This window comes from Bacillus sp. AFS012607, from assembly GCF_002558005.1.
GTDB lineage: Bacteria > Bacillota > Bacilli > Bacillales > Bacillaceae_G > Bacillus_A > Bacillus_A thuringiensis_S.
This window is the reverse complement of the sequence record NZ_NTVM01000013.1, coordinates 354,134-369,797: the sequence shown is the minus strand read 5'-3', so window position 1 is coordinate 369,797 and position 15,664 is coordinate 354,134. Positions and strand designations below refer to the sequence as shown.

Sequence of the window (15,664 nt, the reverse complement as noted above, 5' to 3'; positions counted from 1 at the left end):
AAACGGTTCTTAAGCTCGTTATGGAAAGATGAAAAAATAGTTAAGATAAGAGTATCAAATCGAAGGGAGGCAAGCACAAGATGAAACAATTTCTAGCGTTTATCGCAGCCGGTATTTTGGCTTTAATTGCTCTTGGTAGTCTTGCTGGTATTGTAGGATTCGCAATCGGAGCAGGAGTTGTATATTGGAGCTATAAATCATTTGTGCGAGCTAAATCATTTTTTGGAAAGTTAGCTTGGGGTATTGTTGGTTTAATCGGTTTATCCATTGCACTTTCTCATTCACCAGCATTAATCGGTATCGCTGCTTTAGTGGTTTTATACTACGGATACCGTGAGTGGAAAAAAGAAAAAGATGTAGTTGTTGAATCTGCTCCAGAAAGTTCTAAACCATATAGCAACTTTGAAGATGAGTGGAACAAATTAATGAAAAACTAAAACAATAAATCAAATTATAATTAAAGTAGAAGAGAGGAAGATTTATAATGAAACAATCTTTATTCGGACGTGTACGCGATGCAATTTTAGCTGATTTTCATAACGTGTTAGATGAGAAGGAAAGAAAAAATCCAATTGCGATGTTAAACCAATATTTACGTGATAGTGAGCGTGAAATAACAAAAATTGAGAAGTTAATTGAGCGTCATAAAACATTAAAATCTAACTTCGCTCGTGAGCTTGAGCAAGCACGTTATTTCGTTAATAAAAGATCAAAGCAAGCTATCGTTGCTCAAGAAGCAGGCGAATTACAATTGCACGAACGTGCGTTAGAAGAGGTAGCTTATTATGAAGGGCAAGTAACTCGATTAGAAGAAATGTATGCAGGTGTTGTAGAGCAAATTGATGAGTTAGAGCGTCGTCTTTCCGAAATGAAAAATAAATTAAAAGAAATGCACGCAAAGCGTATGGAACTAATGGCACGTGAAAATATGGCACATGCAAATCGTCGGATGAATACTGCGATGCATAAAATGGATGAAAATAATCCGTTCTTACGATTTGAAGAAATTGAAGATCACATTCGTGACTTAGAAACTCGTATGAATGAAGGGCATGAGCGTGACACATTTGATATGAAAATTGCAAAACTTGAGCGTGAAATGAAAGAAAAGAATGATGTATCGTTAACGAAAGAGTTAACAAAATAATAGTAGTATATTATAAAACAGGCTTATGATATAGTGATAGGAGAAAAGGTGTTGGAAAGCAATGCCTTTTCTTCTATGTATATGTGACAAGAAGGGGGGAGCTGAAGTGAAGAAACATTTTTCAAAGACACAATTAATGGGGATGCTCCTCATCATATTTGGGTTCGGTCTTTTTCTTGATATGATACTTGGACATTTTGAACCAGGTGGTCTCATTTTTGCATTTATTATGCTTATGTTTGGAAGGCATTATCGTAAAAAGAATCGTTATGTACGGGGGAATGTATTTTTATTTGTTGGTGGTATCGTATTTTTATTTTTCTTATTTTCATCAGCAGCATTTGTTCTTGTCGTATTTGCTTGTTTAGCTTTAATTGGTTATCAATTGATTCAACAAGGACATCAGCAAAAAGCAATGAAGGTTGAAATTAAAGAAAAAGGGATTATAGACGAAGAGAAGCAAATATATCGTACAGAACCATATTTGAAAAATATGTTTGTAGGCAATGTACGAATGATGGATCATATTTATGAACTTGAGGATATTAATGTTCAATATGGTGCTTGTGATGTGGAAATAGATTTAACAACTGCTATGATTCCAGAAGGAGAAACAGTAATTGTTATTCGAGGTGTCGTTGGTAATATTCGTTTATATGTGCCATATGATATTGAACTTTCTTTAAATCACTCTGTTATTGTCGGCCGTGTGCTCTTGCCAGGTCATGAAGAGACAGGGTTTAACCGCAATGTTACATTTAGAACAGAGCAGTATAAAGAGGCTCCTCGTCGTATTAAAATTATTTCTTCGCTTGTCGTAGGCGACACGGAAGTGAGGAAAGTATAATGAAGAAACAAAAAAATATTTCGTGGATGTATATTCGTTATTCTATGTTGTCCTCTGTTAGTATCGCACTCATTTGTACAATTGTATATGTATGGAAAAGCGAGCAACAAGTGTATGATTTATTATGGAAGGAATCCATCGCTTCTGTTCCAATTGGCTTGTTTATTATGACTACAAGTTTACTTATCGGGGGAATTGTAGGATATGCAATCGGTTACTATATAGAGCAGCGTATACAAGGATTAAATACTTTTCTATTTGAAGTAGAGCGAGGGAATTTTCCGAGTGATGTTTCGTTTACTGCGGATGATGAATTTCATGAAGTGGAGCGAAAAGTAATCGTTCTGGCTCGTCGATTAGAGGAGCAAGCTGGACTCTTTCAAAAAGTAACGAATGAACGAGCTCATTGGAATGAAGAGATGAGACAAGAAGCGATTTCTCAAGAAAGGCATCGCTTAGCAAGGGAGTTGCATGATTCAGTAAGTCAGCAGCTTTTCGCAATGTCGATGATGATGTCAGCGATTAATGAACAAATAACTGAATTTCCAGATGTGACAAAAAAACAATTACAACTTGTTGAAAATATGGTTGTAAATGCTCAATCAGAAATGAGAGCATTGCTCCTTCATTTACGTCCTGTACAATTGGAAGGTAAGAAACTGACAGAAGGTATAGAGGAATTATTAACGGAATTATCGCGAAAACAACATATGAAAATTGAATGGCTTATTGAGCCAATAGAATTAAAAAAAGGTGTAGAAGATCATTTATTCCGTATTGTGCAAGAAGCGCTATCAAATACGTTGCGACACGCGAAGGCAAAGAAAACAGAAGTGCGCCTTCGAAAAATTGATCAATATGCGATTTTAAAAATCATTGATGACGGTGTTGGGTTTGAAGTAGGCGTTAATAAAGCCGGTTCCTATGGCTTAAGATCGATGCAAGAGCGTGTTCATGAAATTGGTGGGACACTCAAGGTACTGAGTTTCCCGGCCAAAGGTACACAAATAGAAGTGAAAGTACCAATTATGCTTGAGAGAGGGGGAGAAGTATGATAAAAGTATTGCTTGTCGATGATCATGAAATGGTTCGTATGGGTGTATCGGCATATTTATCTACACAACCAGATATTGAAGTGGTCGGGGAAGCTGAAAATGGAAAAAAAGGATCAGAATTAGCACTGCAATTAAGACCGGATATTATTTTAATGGACCTTGTTATGGATGAGATGGATGGTGTCGAAGCAACACGTGCTATTATTCAAGAATGGCCAGAAGCAAAAATTGTAGTTGTAACAAGCTTTTTAGATGACGAAAAATTGTATCCTGTTATTGAGGCTGGGGCGACTAGTTATTTATTAAAAACATCAAGAGCAAGTGATATAGCGGACGCTGTACGAGCTACTTATGATGGAGAAACGGTATTAGAGCCGAAAGTTACCGGGAAAATGATGTCCCGTATGCGTCAAAAGAAAGAGCAACCTTTGCATGAGGAGTTAACAGAAAGAGAGTCTGAAATTTTGTTATTAATTGCAGAGGGGAAAAGTAATCAAGAGATTGCAGATGAATTGTTTATTGCCCTCAAAACAGTAAAGACACATGTGAGTAATATATTAAATAAACTAAATGTAAGTGACCGGACACAGGCGGTTATTTATGCATTTAGACATCAATTAACGAAATGATAAAGTGCAACTTTAATCAGTGGGGGACTATCCCCATTGATTATTAGTTTGCATCAAATCTTTTTATTGACGCTAATAAATGTAAGCGTTATCATTAAGTTGTTAACAGTACATACAAAGGGGAGAATGTATATGTTAGTTCAAACTATATTCGGAATGGATAAGTCTAAAAAATTAGGGGATTATGTGAACGCATTACAAGCGCTTTGTGAACAATATAATGTTGAAACAGATAAAATTGCGATTATTGAGGCAACAGAGGAATACTATTTATTTTTAGTAAAGCAAGAAGACTGCTATGATGTTGTTAAGGTAGAAACAGTTGATACGAATATTGAATATTATACGAAAGCGTATAAAATAAGTAGTTTTAATCATACTGCTTATCAAATGTAAAAAAACTCCCTTTCGGGAGTTTTTTAGGATGCTTTTGCGTCGGTTATTAAGGGAACTTTTTTAGCACCGCTTAGTTTAGCGATAGTAAATCCGATAAGTGCTCCGGCTAATGCTGGTAATAGCCAGCCTATTCCTTCATTATATAAAGGAATAAATTCAAAGTTGGACGTGATAAACGAGACTGGAATACCGCCTTGTTTTAATCCATCAAATACGCTCACAACTGCTGCTCCGATTAAAGCACCTACATAAACAGAGCGATATCCACCGAAGTATTTATGAAGTAACGATAGTAGTACGAGTACAATCGCAATTGGATATACAACAAGTAGAATTGGAACAGAGATTGCGATAATTTTTGTTAAACCTAAGTTGGCAACTAATAATCCTAATGCGCAAATGATACTCGCGAACGTTTTGTATGAAAATGTAGTCAATAATGTTGAAAAATATTGGCTGCACGCAGATACGAGTCCAACGCATGTCGTTAAACAAGCGAGTGTAACGATAAGAGATAATAGGAGCAAACCGTATGGGCCGAATAATTGTTGTACGATAACAGTAAGTAGCTGTCCACCATTTTTTGCATATCCGAGAGAGACACTAGTTGTCCCAAGCCAGCCGAGTGCACCATATACAAGTACGAGTCCTGTAGCGGCAATAAGCCCTGCTTTTGCTGTGGCGATGGCAATGGACTTACGATCATTCACACCTTTAGAGCGAATTGCATTTACAACGATAATTCCAAATGCAAGTGCTGAAATGGTGTCCATTGTTAAGTACCCTTCCATAAAGCCTTTGAAGATTGGAGAAGTTTGATACTCTTGCATAGCTGGTCCTGATTGTCCAAGTGGTGTAAAGACACTTTTAACAAACAATAAGAAAATTGAGAGTAATAAAATAGGTGTTAATATATTTCCAATACGATCGACAAGTTTAGATGGATTTAAACTCAGCCAAAATACGATAGTAAAGAATATGATTGTATATACAAATAGCACTAGGCTGCTAGAGCGGATTGTTTCTGGTAAGAAAGAACTAACACCCATTTCATAAGCAACATTTGCAACACGTGGGATGCCCATGGATGGACCGATGGCAATGTATACAACTACCGTAAAGAAAATTCCGAATAATGGATGAACATGACTTGCAAGTTGCTGCATTCCATTTCCTGATAGAGAAATTGCGATAACAGTAAGTAGTGGTAAGCCAACTCCTGTTAGTAAAAATCCAATCATTGCGGGCCAAAAGTTTTCACCTGCGTTTTGGCCAAGCATGGGAGGGAAAATTAAATTACCTGCCCCAAAAAATAAAGAAAATAGCATAAGACCCGTGAAAAAAATATGTTTTTTTGATACAGTGTTCATTGTTTTTCCTCCTTTTTTAAATTCATTTGTAAGAACACAAAAAACTCGTCCCTAAAGAAAGGGACGAGTTATATTTACCCGCGATACCACCCTAATTTACACATGTAGAAATAAATCTATATGTATACGGCTTTGCAACGTACAACATGATACGTGTTCCTTGTAACGGGGGACGGCCGGTAAGAACTTACTGTAACATTCGGTTCTACTTCTCGGAGATGATTTTCGGTTACGCACTGAACGTTGGCTTTCAGCAAATCGCCAACTCTCTGGGGAACAGTTCTATAACGTACTCGTTCTCGTCAATGAATTTTTATTCAAGTATTCTGACAGTATTGTTGCATGTTTTTTTTAGAAAGTCAATATGTTTTTTGAAAGATATATTTATATACGGAAATATCGAAAGTAATATTCGTTGTTGCAAAAGGAATAATGAATTGTAAAATGGGAGTAAAAATTTGTGGAGAATTGTAAAATTTATAGAGAAAGTTGATATTTATAGGAGTAAAGAAGGGATTATTTGAATTTACAGAGAATATTACAACAATCCACTTGCTGGAAAGAACAAACCAAAAGAGGTGACTGAAATGCTTGCGATGGGAGTATTATTTGGCATTATTGCTATAATTGGTTTTATGTGGTTATATTATTCGCGTTCGTTTAAACAAGCAGAAGTTTTACTCTTTCAAAAAGGTAGTTTGTTGACAAATCAGTCTAGATATTTAGTATGTCCGAAGTGTGGAAGTGCACAGGCCAGAAGTGGAGGATATCAAGAGTGTTGCAAAATTAGATTATGAAAGAAAGGAAGCCTCACATTATTTTGTGAGGCTTCCTTCCTTACAACTTCATGGCGCTCCAAATTGTCCATCGATCTCTTTCAATAATAGGAGAGACGTTTTGTAATGTGGTCTGTATATGTTGTAGAAGTTGAGAAAGTTCATCATCTGTTAACTCATATAGAATGGATCGACCTGTTCGAGGAGATAAATCTTGTAGCAATGCTTCTACAGAATCATGTATTTTTCGTACTTCCCATTGTGTTTGTGTGGGAAGCACGTGAAGAGAATGTTTTTGTAATTCTTTCTGTATCGTGTTGGTTTTTGGACGTCTTTTTGACTCTATTTCAATGAGTTTTGGAAATATAGAGAAAAAATATCCACGAATGTGTTCGGGACTTCCTGGAACTGTACAATCTTCAATCGTTCGATCTTGTAAAATAAGTACACCGTTTTTATTTAATATACGAGAAGCTTCACATAAAAATGTAGGAATGTCTTGTAAATGATGAATAACTGCGCGCGAAATAACTATGTCGAATGTTTCGTTAGGGTATGGGATATTATGTGCATCACCGTGGATGAAAGAAATATTTGGGAAATTGTTGCAATTTTCTTTTGCAGCTTGTAATATTTCTTTTGAAAAATCAAGTCCCACAACATTTTTGGCTCCCATAAGAGCAAGTTCTTTCGTATAAATCCCGCCACCGCAGCCAATATCAATTATTTGCTTGTTTTGTATGTCTGTAATGTTTTTTACCATTTCAGCCCAAGAAATATGAGCGTTTCTTGTTGCGTATGTGTATTTATTATTTGCATCATGAAAATTAATGGACATGATAAAGACCTCCTTTCAATGATTAGTATAACTTATTTAATAGGATGTCACGTTTTTGTTTTATGTATGAAGATTATAAGAATTTCTTATCGTAAAAGGAGGATTAATTTGAAAGGGAAATATGTATTGTTGTTATTTGTTATGTTACTAGCAGCTTGTGGTCAAGCTGAGCAAAAACAAGAAACAAAAAAAGTAGAAGAGACGGTGAATGAAGTGAAAGAAACAATAGGGGTAACCGTTATACAAAAAAAACATAAAGAGAAAAAGTTGCAGGAATCAGAAGCGAAGTTAGTAATAGACATTTTGGATAAAGCTGAGAAACAAGAAATAACCGGAAGCTTCGGTGAACCTGAATATGAAATACAAATTAGTAGAGAGGGGAAAAAAGAAACTTATTATGCATGGTTAAGGGGAGAAGATAGACGAGGATGGGTGCAATATAAGAAAGTTATGTATATGTTGAATGAAAAAGATACGGAAAAGCTTTTGGCTATATTTCCAAATGTTTCAGAACAAAAAGAAGAAGAGATGCAGGTAGGTCCTTTAACGGAGGTAACAAAAAAAGATTTGCAGATTACCGCGTTTCATATTAAAGCAGGCGATCAAAACGTGAATTATATGGTACGGTATACGATTTCACAATCACTATACAACAAGTTAGTGAAGGAACAAGAATATTATTTGCAACTCACTTTCCCAGAAAAAGTTCAAAAATTAATTGGAGCAAAAGAGAGTGAAATGATTTTAGGTGAAAAAGTAAAGGAAGGGTATAAGCAATATGAATTGCATGCTACTGTGCAGGTAAAAGGCGCTTCAGAATCACAATTAAAATCATTAGAAACATATTACGAAAAGTATGATTTAAAAATATTAAACAGTGAAAAAGAAAAAATAGGTGTGTTTCAAAATATAATTCAAATCGTTAAAGAGTATGGTGAAAAAATGAATTTCCAAAGATAAAGTGAGAATTTAATCGGCGGAGGCTGCTCATTTCTCATTGATTAATAGTCTTTGCCAATTCGGCGTTGACTCTCACTTAACTTCTTTGTTTCAACTGAATTTTGGGGTAAGGCCCTTATTGGCTGTAACTGAATTGTAAATTCTATATAGCCTTTCCTAGGAAATGATAATAGAGAGGGGAGAAGAACACCCTCTCTATTATTTTGCTTTTGCAGATGGCTCATTCATTGATTTTCGTGTAATAAGAAATGAAATCATAAGAGCGGAAAGAATGATAAGAGTGATAAGTAAGTGATTTGGCAACCAATCTAATAATAATACATAGCTCACTGTATAAAAAATAAGAGTTGAAGCTAAAAATGATAAAACACTTATTATGAGAGATTGTAAATTCATTCGTATATACCTCCTTTATTTATATTTTTGGCTAAAAATGGATTAAATAAACATTATTTCTAACAATAGAAAAAAATATGTCATAATAAAGAGGAGAATAATTTTTGATGAGCTTGTATGACTCGTTACAGGGGGTTAAAGGAGAGAGATGAAAAATAATAAAAAAGGATTATGGGGAATTATTGTTGCCATAGGATTATTTTTACTGTCTAAGTTAAAGTGGGTATTTGCAATTTTTAAATTAGCAAAGTTTTCAACGGTATTTAGTATGTTTCTATCCCTTGGCGCATACGCAGTTCTATATGGTTGGAAATTTGGGGTGGCGCTCATTTATTTGTTGTTTGTTCATGAAATGGGCCATTTATGGGCTGCGAAAAGAAAAGGGATTCCAACATCGCCAGCAATCTTTATCCCATTTATGGGGGCTCTTATTGGAATGAAAGAGATGCCGAAAAATGCAAAAGATGAAGCTTACATTGCCTATATGGGTCCGCTTTTCGGGCTTCTGTCATATTTACCTGCGATACCGCTTTACATAATGACGAAAGAACCATTTTGGGCGCTTGTTATTTTGCTTGGAAGTATGATTAATTTCTTTAATTTAATTCCCGTTTCGCCGCTAGATGGTGGGCGAATTATTTCAGTTGTCAGCACTAAAATTTGGGGAGCAGGCCTTATTTTATTACTTGGCTATTCAATTTACTTTAAAAGTATTTTGGGAGGATTTATTGTTATTATCGGTTGTATGGAATTATATAGAGTGATAAAGAGAGATGAGCCGATTAAGGAATTAGGGCATAAAATTGATGGGATGAAAGAATATGTTGCTAGGATTGAAGAGGAATTAAAAGAAACGGGTGCTGTACATCGGACTATATACATGATGCATCATGAGATGAATGCATTAAGACAAAGAGAACGGGAAAAAGAGTTACAAATAGGTGAACTTCAAAAAATGGAAGTGTTAGAGTATCTTTTACCGAAGTTCGAACCGTTAGATTATGTTCCATATGAAGATGAAAAAGATGAGTATACAATTCACATAAGGGAAGCATTTGAAGCGTCAGAAAGAAAATTAAATAAATGGAAAATAGAAAAAGAACAACAAGAAAACTATTATAAAGTGGATGCGAAAACGAAATGGACAGTATTTGCTTGTTATATCGGATTAATGGCTATACTCGGTTACACAGCTTATGAAGGATATATTGTTTTACAAGAACATTTGCCAACGAGAAATGTATAGAAAAATATTGTCGAAATGATAGGAAGAATTTATACAGGAAGTATATTTCTACGAGAGAATGTTACAAGTATAGCCATACATTATAATATCTTTAGTAGAGAAGGAGTTCTGTATATGAAGAAATTGCTACGTGTATTCGGGATTATTATCGTAATGATCATCGCGAGTTATAGTCTTATGAAAGTGCTGTTACATTATGCGAATAAGCCTGCTGAGGTAAATACAATAGCTCAAGTAGAAGATGTGCAAGAAGAGACAAAAGTGCTAGATTTTATTCGAATGAGACATGAAAGCTATAATAATTTCTTAAATTACGGTAAAGCAGAGAATTATACAGACGGGGATTGGAATCAATTTAAGCAATGGTTTCAACAACAAGAACCATCTTTAAAAAATATACATACGGAAATAAAGAATGAAAAAATAAAACGCGATGTAAATAGAAGCTATGAAATTGTAAAAAAAGGTGTGGAACTTCAAAATATTGAGTATGTAGTGTATGCCCACCGTGTATATCATGACTTGGATATTATCGTAAATAAATATAGGGGGGAAACGAATATCTGGGGGTATACAGAGTTTGGCGAGGGGAAAGATATAAAAGTAATTGAACAAGCTATACAAACAAAATAATAAGCTAGCTAGAATTCTAGTTAGCTTATTTTCTTTTGTAAGTACAATGTTCATATATTATTCACAAAAACAACGTGTTAATAGTGATTAAAATCACAATCTGCATTATAAGATTCAGTTAAACTAAAAACAGTTAAGGAAATAGAGGAGTGGGATACAATGTTAAGTGCAAAAACAATTGAAATCGTAAAGTCAACAGTACCATTATTACAAGAAAAAGGCGTTGAAATTACAACGAGATTTTATGAAATTTTATTTTCAGAACATCCGGAGTTATTGAATATTTTCAACCATACGAATCAGAAAAAGGGAAGACAACAACAAGCGTTAGCGAATGCTGTTTATGCAGCTGCAACGTACATTGATAATTTAGAAGCAATTATTCCAGTTGTAAAACAAATTGGTCATAAGCATAGAAGTTTAGGTATTAAAGCTGAGCATTATCCGATTGTAGGTACATGTTTACTACGTGCCATTAAAGAGGTCGCAGGTGCACCTGATGAAGTTTTAAATGCATGGGGAGAAGCATATGGTGTCATTGCTGATGCATTTATTAGCATTGAAGCAGAGATGTATGAAGAAGCTGCACATAAAGAAGGTGGATGGAAAGACTTCCGTAACTTTGTGATTGTTAAAAAAGTGAAGGAAAGCGATGTTATTACGTCATTTTATTTGAAACCTGAAGATGGAGGGAAAGTTTCTTCATTCATCCCAGGTCAATATGTAACGGTTCAAATCAATATTGAAGGTGAGACATATACACATAATCGTCAATACAGTTTATCCGATGCACCTGGGAAAGAATATTATCGTATTAGTGTAAAGAAAGAAAAAGGTGTAGATACACCAGACGGTAAAGTGTCTAATTACTTACATGAACATGTAAAAGAAGGAGATGTTTTACCAGTAAGTGCACCAGCGGGAGATTTCGTGTTAAATATGGATTCAACATTACCAGTTGTACTAATTAGTGGTGGAGTAGGGATTACACCGATGATGAGTATGTTAAATACGTTAATTGAACAAGATTCAAAACGTAATGTATATTTTATTCATGCAGCAATAAATAGTAATACACATGCAATGAAAGAACACGTTAAGGCAGTAGAAAATGAATATGAACAAGTTAAAGCATATACTTGTTATTCTGCACCGACTGAAAAAGATTTAGAAATGAAGAACTTTGATAAAGAAGGTTTCGTTGAAAGCGAATGGTTAAAAACTATTATTCAGACAACTGAAGCAGAATTTTATTTCTGTGGTCCAGTAGCATTTATGAAGCATATAAATGCTGCACTAACTGATTTAGGTGTGAAACAAGAGCATATTCATTATGAATTTTTCGGCCCAGCAACAAGCTTACAATAAGACAGATGAGAATAAACAAAAAAACGAGGTATTTATTTTACCTCGTTTTTTATTTGTTCTCGTAATAAACGGTTAACTGTTTCACGGCGTATGCCTATCAGTTGACCAATTTCAGTTTGTGTTAATATTTCATATATAGGAATGTCACCTAAATATAATGTGAACCATTCTTGTAAACGATGAAGACGTTCTTTCGGAGAGACAGTTGTCAATTGATCAATTCGTTGTTGCATCATTCTTAATTTAGATTGCAATTGCATAGCGATGTTGGCATACGATTCGGGATTTGCTTGAAGTCTCTCGTACCATTCACTACTAGTGATCGGTTCCACTTCTGTCTTTATTAAAGCGATAGCTGTACCGTGATATTCTTTCGGTGAAATTAAAGAATGATGAGGTATCGTTTCACCTGGAACGATAATGTTGAATAAAAATGGTGTTCCGTCTTCTTCTAGCCGAACTACTTTTAATAAGCCTGTTTTTATAAAGTATAAAGGACCGTCCTCGCCTTGACGGAATAGTACATCTCCTTTGTGTAGAATCAATGTTAGCCCCCCATTAATATGTTTCTATTTCTTCTATTTTAGCGTATATGTATATAGACAATATGCTATTTCAACAGCAATTTCATTGACGAAATGTATGCTATTACAGTAGTATACTATTTAGTGTGTAATAGTACTAGCAATGAATACGCTGTAGGGGGTTTAGTATATTGTTAGATGCGATAAGAATGACGGATATGAGAATTCCGGCGAATGCTATCATTCATGTAGAAGAGATGAAAGGTGGAGTCGTTTTATCCGTTGAAGTAGACGGCCAAATTATTTATACGATGGCTTATGATGAAGAAACAGATAGTTATGCTGAATTATATGATCGAAACGATAAGAGGGCGTGCCAAGTACATGAAGACTTTATGGGATGGTCACTTCTTCACTAAAAAAGATGTCAATATGACATCTTTTTTTATTAAATCGATAGAATATACAAAGAAATGAAATATAAGGATAAAATTTGTAATAATTGATTTTGCATTGTTAGCACTCTGTAACTGCAAGTGAACTATTTTTTCGCTATCATAAAGATAACAGTCGCAGTTATAGGAGTGGTCAACTTGAAGAAAGTACATATTTCAAATTATATGTTATTAAGTGCTTGTTTAATTTTATTTGTTCTCCTCGGAGGATTTTTATATTCATGTGTATAAGAAAAACGCATTCTAAAAAGAATACGTTATAAAAGGGAAATAATGATTAATCTAGTTCCAAGAATAATTAACGTAATACGTAATAAATTAATTACGGCGTTACCACTCAGTTTTGTATTAATGTAAGCCCCGATTTTTCCGCCGATCCATGCACCAGGAATAAGGATTAATGCATAAATCCAGCTGACATTTCCAAGTGAGATGTGAGTTGCAGAACTTACAATTGCTGATAGAAATACGATGAACATTGAAGTTGCTACTGCAATATGTGCTGGGAATGCAAAAAGAAGCATCATTGCTGGAACAAGTAAGGCACCGCCACCAATTCCAAATAACCCAGATATAAACCCAACTATAAAGGCGATAAAGATAGCAAGAAACGGTGGGAATTGGTAGTGTACAGCATTTCCATCATTATCTGTAAAAGAACGCTTAATTACAGACGTATTTGAGAGGGAAAGAGGTTTTAATTTGTCTCGAAGCATAAGTAGAATTGAGACGAATATAAGGAAAATCCCAAAGTATAAAGAAAATGTGTCTTGGTTTAAAAATTTATTTGCCCATGATCCGATAATACCACCAGGACCGCTTCCGATAAATAAAATAAGTCCACTTTTATAATCCACTCGCTTATGCTTCATGTAAGTAAGGGTAGAAGATAGTCCTGTGAAAACGACTGTTACCATAGAAGTCCCTACTGCAAGTTGTGGTGATAAACTGTGTAATCCAATTAATAACGGAACAATAATAATTCCGCCTCCAAGCCCAACTAGGCTGCCGACTGTCCCGGCGATTAGTCCGATGAAAAGTAACATGATGTATTCCAAAATTGCCAACTCCTCTAAATAACTTATCCACCAATTATTATACACGCTTTTTAATGAGAAATAGGCTTGTTCACAAAAAAGTCGTCTTCCTAGAAAAATAAGGAAGACGACTTTTGATTAGAAAACAAAATGTAATAGGTAGTAAAACAGAGCAGCTAAAGAAGCTGAAATAGGAAGTGTAATAACCCATGTAATTAACATACGTTTTGCAGTTCCCCATTTTACCCCCTTCACACGGTGAGAAGCACCAACCCCTAAAATAGAAGAAGAGATAACGTGCGTCGTACTAACCGGTAAGTGAATGAATGTTGCACCGAAAATAACAAGTGATGATGATAAATCGGCAGCTACACCATTTACAGGACGAATTTTCATAATTTGTCCACCGACAGTTTTAATAATTTTCCATCCACCGACAGAAGTACCAAGTCCCATTGCGATAGCACAAGATAATTGTACCCAGAACGGGATATCGCTAGAAGTATGATAGTTATTAGCCATAAGAGCCATCGTAATGATTCCCATTGCTTTTTGTGCATCATTCGTACCGTGTGTATAGGCTTGTAATGCTGCAGTGAAAATCTGGAATATACGGAAGTTTTTATTCGTTTTCGTTAAGTTAAAGTTTTTAAAGACCACTTTAAAAATACTGTAAACGATATAACCAATAACGAAAGCGATAATTGGTGAAATGATTAAAGCTTCAAGAATTTTAATGAATCCTTTAAGGTTTAATGAGCTAATACCAGCAGCAGCAATGGCTGCACCTGCGATTGAGCCAATAATTGCATGCGAAGAACTACTTGGGATACCGTAGTACCAAGTAATTAAGTTCCATGCTATCGCCGCAAGCAAAGCAGCTAAAATTACAAGAGAACCATTTTGTAAAGCAAATGGGTCAACGATATCTTTTGTAATCGTTTTTGCTACACCTGTAAATGTCATTGCACCTAAAAAGTTCATAATAGCTGCCATAATAATTGCATGTCTAGGCTTTAGAGCTTTCGTTGAAACAGCCGTTGCAATAGCGTTTGCTGTATCGTGAAATCCATTGATAAAGTCAAAAGCTAAAGCGCAAATGACTACTAAAACGGTCAGTATCAAGAGTGTATCCATGATCAAACTCCTTACGCGTTCTTCATAATAATTGTTTCTAATACGTTTGCAACGCTTTGACAGCTATCAGCTACTTCTTCAAGCTCTTCGTAAATCTCTTTAAATTGAATAATCTTAATCGGATCTTTTTCACGAGAGAATAAGTGCTTAATCGCATGACGACGAATATCATCGCATTGTGATTCGTAATCCTTAATCTTAATCGCGTTCGTACGAATGTCGACTAACTTCTTTTTAGACAGTAGTTCAACAGAGTTTGCAATCTCAATCGCACATTGATTGATTGCTTCCACGAATTTAATCATGTATTCATCAGCTTCTGTAATAGAATACATTTCGAACAGACCAGCACTGTGATCTAATCCGTCTAATACATCATCCATACTCATTGCAAGTTGTAGGATGTCCTCACGTTCAATTGGAGTAATAAACGCTTTGTTTAGCTCCATAATGATTTCGTGAATAAATGAGTCACCTTTTGACTCATACTCTTTCATGCGCATAGAAAACTCTTTTAAATCGCTAGCATTTTTAATTTTATACTCCACGAAAAACTGCGCGCCTTCTTTTAAATTTTCGGAAACATTCATTAACATTTCAGAAAATTTATCTTTTTTTGATTTAAAGACCATTATTGTTACCCCCACAAAAGTAATATATGTAAAATATATTGGCTAATCAATTCTAACAAAAAACTGTCGTTTTTTAAAACATTTTATCGAAAAGTTTACAAAAACTTAACATAACTCTCGTTGTTCTATTAATAATATTAATATCCAATAGTGAATATCTTACTTGTAGAATGTCCTTTTCTTGCAAAAAGTATGAATGTAAAAGAAAAGCTTTACAC

At 34.9% G+C, this 15,664-nt stretch carries 19 protein-coding genes and 1 other annotated feature; of the genes, 12 read left to right on the top strand and 7 right to left on the bottom strand.

What is annotated here, in order from left to right; translation table 11 throughout:
• The first annotated feature begins 80 nt into the window (after nt 1-80).
• The 6 genes from CN409_RS18600 to CN409_RS18575 all read left to right on the top strand — a co-directional run bounded on the left by CN409_RS18600 (nt 81) and on the right by CN409_RS18575 (nt 4,074).
• Entirely contained in the window at nt 81-437 is a 357-nt protein-coding gene (locus CN409_RS18600) for a lmo0954 family membrane protein (RefSeq protein ID WP_000808640.1), read from the top strand.
• Between the two features lie 47 nt (nt 438-484).
• Nucleotides 485-1,147: a PspA/IM30 family protein gene (locus CN409_RS18595; RefSeq protein ID WP_000814131.1), complete on the top strand. Its 663-nt coding sequence runs from the start codon at nt 485-487 to the stop codon at nt 1,145-1,147.
• Between the two features lie 106 nt (nt 1,148-1,253).
• A complete protein-coding gene (liaF, locus tag CN409_RS18590) occupies nt 1,254-1,994 on the top strand; it encodes a cell wall-active antibiotics response protein LiaF (protein WP_000716094.1) in 741 nt (246 codons plus the stop codon).
• The gene (locus CN409_RS18585; protein WP_000744327.1) at nt 1,994-3,049 is read left to right on the top strand and encodes a sensor histidine kinase; all 1,056 of its coding nucleotides are present in this window, start codon (nt 1,994-1,996) and stop codon (nt 3,047-3,049) included. The genes liaF and CN409_RS18585 overlap by 1 nt, the downstream gene beginning before the upstream one ends.
• Complete coding sequence (locus tag CN409_RS18580) at nt 3,046-3,678, top strand: response regulator (RefSeq protein ID WP_000598702.1); 633 nt, start codon at nt 3,046-3,048, stop codon at nt 3,676-3,678. Before CN409_RS18585 ends, CN409_RS18580 begins: the two co-directional genes overlap by 4 nt.
• Before the next feature lie 57 nt (nt 3,679-3,735).
• A complete protein-coding gene (locus CN409_RS18575; protein ID WP_118961699.1) occupies nt 3,736-4,074 on the top strand; it encodes a DUF3922 domain-containing protein in 339 nt (112 codons plus the stop codon).
• Between the two features lie 23 nt (nt 4,075-4,097).
• On the opposite strand, the gene brnQ3 is transcribed toward CN409_RS18575, so the two are convergent.
• On the bottom strand, nt 4,098-5,444 hold the full coding sequence (gene brnQ3 / locus CN409_RS18570) for a branched-chain amino acid transport system II carrier protein BrnQ3 (RefSeq protein WP_001099171.1): 1,347 nt from the start codon (nt 5,442-5,444) through the stop codon (nt 4,098-4,100).
• Nucleotides 5,445-5,500: 56 nt separating this feature from the next.
• Nucleotides 5,501-5,759 (bottom strand) — a binding site (T-box leader).
• 272 nt (nt 5,760-6,031) lie between these two features.
• Between brnQ3 and CN409_RS18565 the strand changes: the two genes are divergently transcribed.
• A complete protein-coding gene (locus tag CN409_RS18565) occupies nt 6,032-6,241 on the top strand; it encodes a hypothetical protein (protein WP_000880630.1) in 210 nt (69 codons plus the stop codon).
• A gap of 40 nt (nt 6,242-6,281) precedes the next feature.
• On the opposite strand, the gene CN409_RS18560 is transcribed toward CN409_RS18565, so the two are convergent.
• Nucleotides 6,282-7,058, bottom strand: coding sequence for a class I SAM-dependent methyltransferase (locus CN409_RS18560; RefSeq protein ID WP_000026263.1), 777 nt, complete (start codon nt 7,056-7,058; stop codon nt 6,282-6,284).
• A gap of 108 nt (nt 7,059-7,166) precedes the next feature.
• Between CN409_RS18560 and CN409_RS18555 the strand changes: the two genes are divergently transcribed.
• A complete protein-coding gene (locus CN409_RS18555; RefSeq protein WP_000677055.1) occupies nt 7,167-8,018 on the top strand; it encodes a YhfM domain-containing protein in 852 nt (283 codons plus the stop codon).
• A gap of 198 nt (nt 8,019-8,216) precedes the next feature.
• On the opposite strand, the gene CN409_RS18550 is transcribed toward CN409_RS18555, so the two are convergent.
• Nucleotides 8,217-8,414: a hypothetical protein gene (locus CN409_RS18550; RefSeq protein WP_001053359.1), complete on the bottom strand. Its 198-nt coding sequence runs from the start codon at nt 8,412-8,414 to the stop codon at nt 8,217-8,219.
• Between the two features lie 148 nt (nt 8,415-8,562).
• Between CN409_RS18550 and CN409_RS18545 the strand changes: the two genes are divergently transcribed.
• The 3 genes from CN409_RS18545 to hmpA all read left to right on the top strand — a co-directional run bounded on the left by CN409_RS18545 (nt 8,563) and on the right by hmpA (nt 11,661).
• The gene (locus CN409_RS18545) at nt 8,563-9,660 is read left to right on the top strand and encodes a site-2 protease family protein (protein WP_000794496.1); all 1,098 of its coding nucleotides are present in this window, start codon (nt 8,563-8,565) and stop codon (nt 9,658-9,660) included.
• Between the two features lie 114 nt (nt 9,661-9,774).
• Nucleotides 9,775-10,293 carry a hypothetical protein gene (locus tag CN409_RS18540; RefSeq protein ID WP_081143518.1) on the top strand — a complete coding sequence of 173 codons (519 nt, stop codon included), beginning with the start codon at nt 9,775-9,777 and terminating at the stop codon, nt 10,291-10,293.
• 159 nt (nt 10,294-10,452) lie between these two features.
• The gene (gene hmpA, locus CN409_RS18535; RefSeq protein ID WP_000947319.1) at nt 10,453-11,661 is read left to right on the top strand and encodes an NO-inducible flavohemoprotein; all 1,209 of its coding nucleotides are present in this window, start codon (nt 10,453-10,455) and stop codon (nt 11,659-11,661) included.
• 32 nt (nt 11,662-11,693) lie between these two features.
• Here hmpA and CN409_RS18530 read toward each other — a convergent pair whose 3' ends face one another.
• On the bottom strand, nt 11,694-12,206 hold the full coding sequence (locus CN409_RS18530) for a Crp/Fnr family transcriptional regulator (RefSeq protein ID WP_000600585.1): 513 nt from the start codon (nt 12,204-12,206) through the stop codon (nt 11,694-11,696).
• Nucleotides 12,207-12,376: 170 nt separating this feature from the next.
• Between CN409_RS18530 and CN409_RS18525 the strand changes: the two genes are divergently transcribed.
• Complete coding sequence (locus tag CN409_RS18525) at nt 12,377-12,604, top strand: hypothetical protein (protein ID WP_000882911.1); 228 nt, start codon at nt 12,377-12,379, stop codon at nt 12,602-12,604.
• Nucleotides 12,605-12,897: 293 nt separating this feature from the next.
• Here the strand turns inward: CN409_RS18525 and CN409_RS18515 are convergent, their stop codons facing one another.
• The 3 genes from CN409_RS18515 to CN409_RS18505 all read right to left on the bottom strand — a co-directional run bounded on the left by CN409_RS18515 (nt 12,898) and on the right by CN409_RS18505 (nt 15,446).
• Nucleotides 12,898-13,698 carry a sulfite exporter TauE/SafE family protein gene (locus tag CN409_RS18515; RefSeq protein ID WP_000455760.1) on the bottom strand — a complete coding sequence of 267 codons (801 nt, stop codon included), beginning with the start codon at nt 13,696-13,698 and terminating at the stop codon, nt 12,898-12,900.
• Between the two features lie 117 nt (nt 13,699-13,815).
• Nucleotides 13,816-14,814, bottom strand: a complete 999-nt coding sequence (locus CN409_RS18510) for an inorganic phosphate transporter (protein ID WP_000380276.1) — start codon at nt 14,812-14,814, stop codon at nt 13,816-13,818.
• 11 nt (nt 14,815-14,825) lie between these two features.
• Nucleotides 14,826-15,446 (bottom strand): DUF47 domain-containing protein, encoded by a 621-nt coding sequence (locus CN409_RS18505; protein WP_000231445.1) that lies wholly within the window; start codon nt 15,444-15,446, stop codon nt 14,826-14,828.
• Nucleotides 15,447-15,664: the final 218 nt, after the last annotated feature.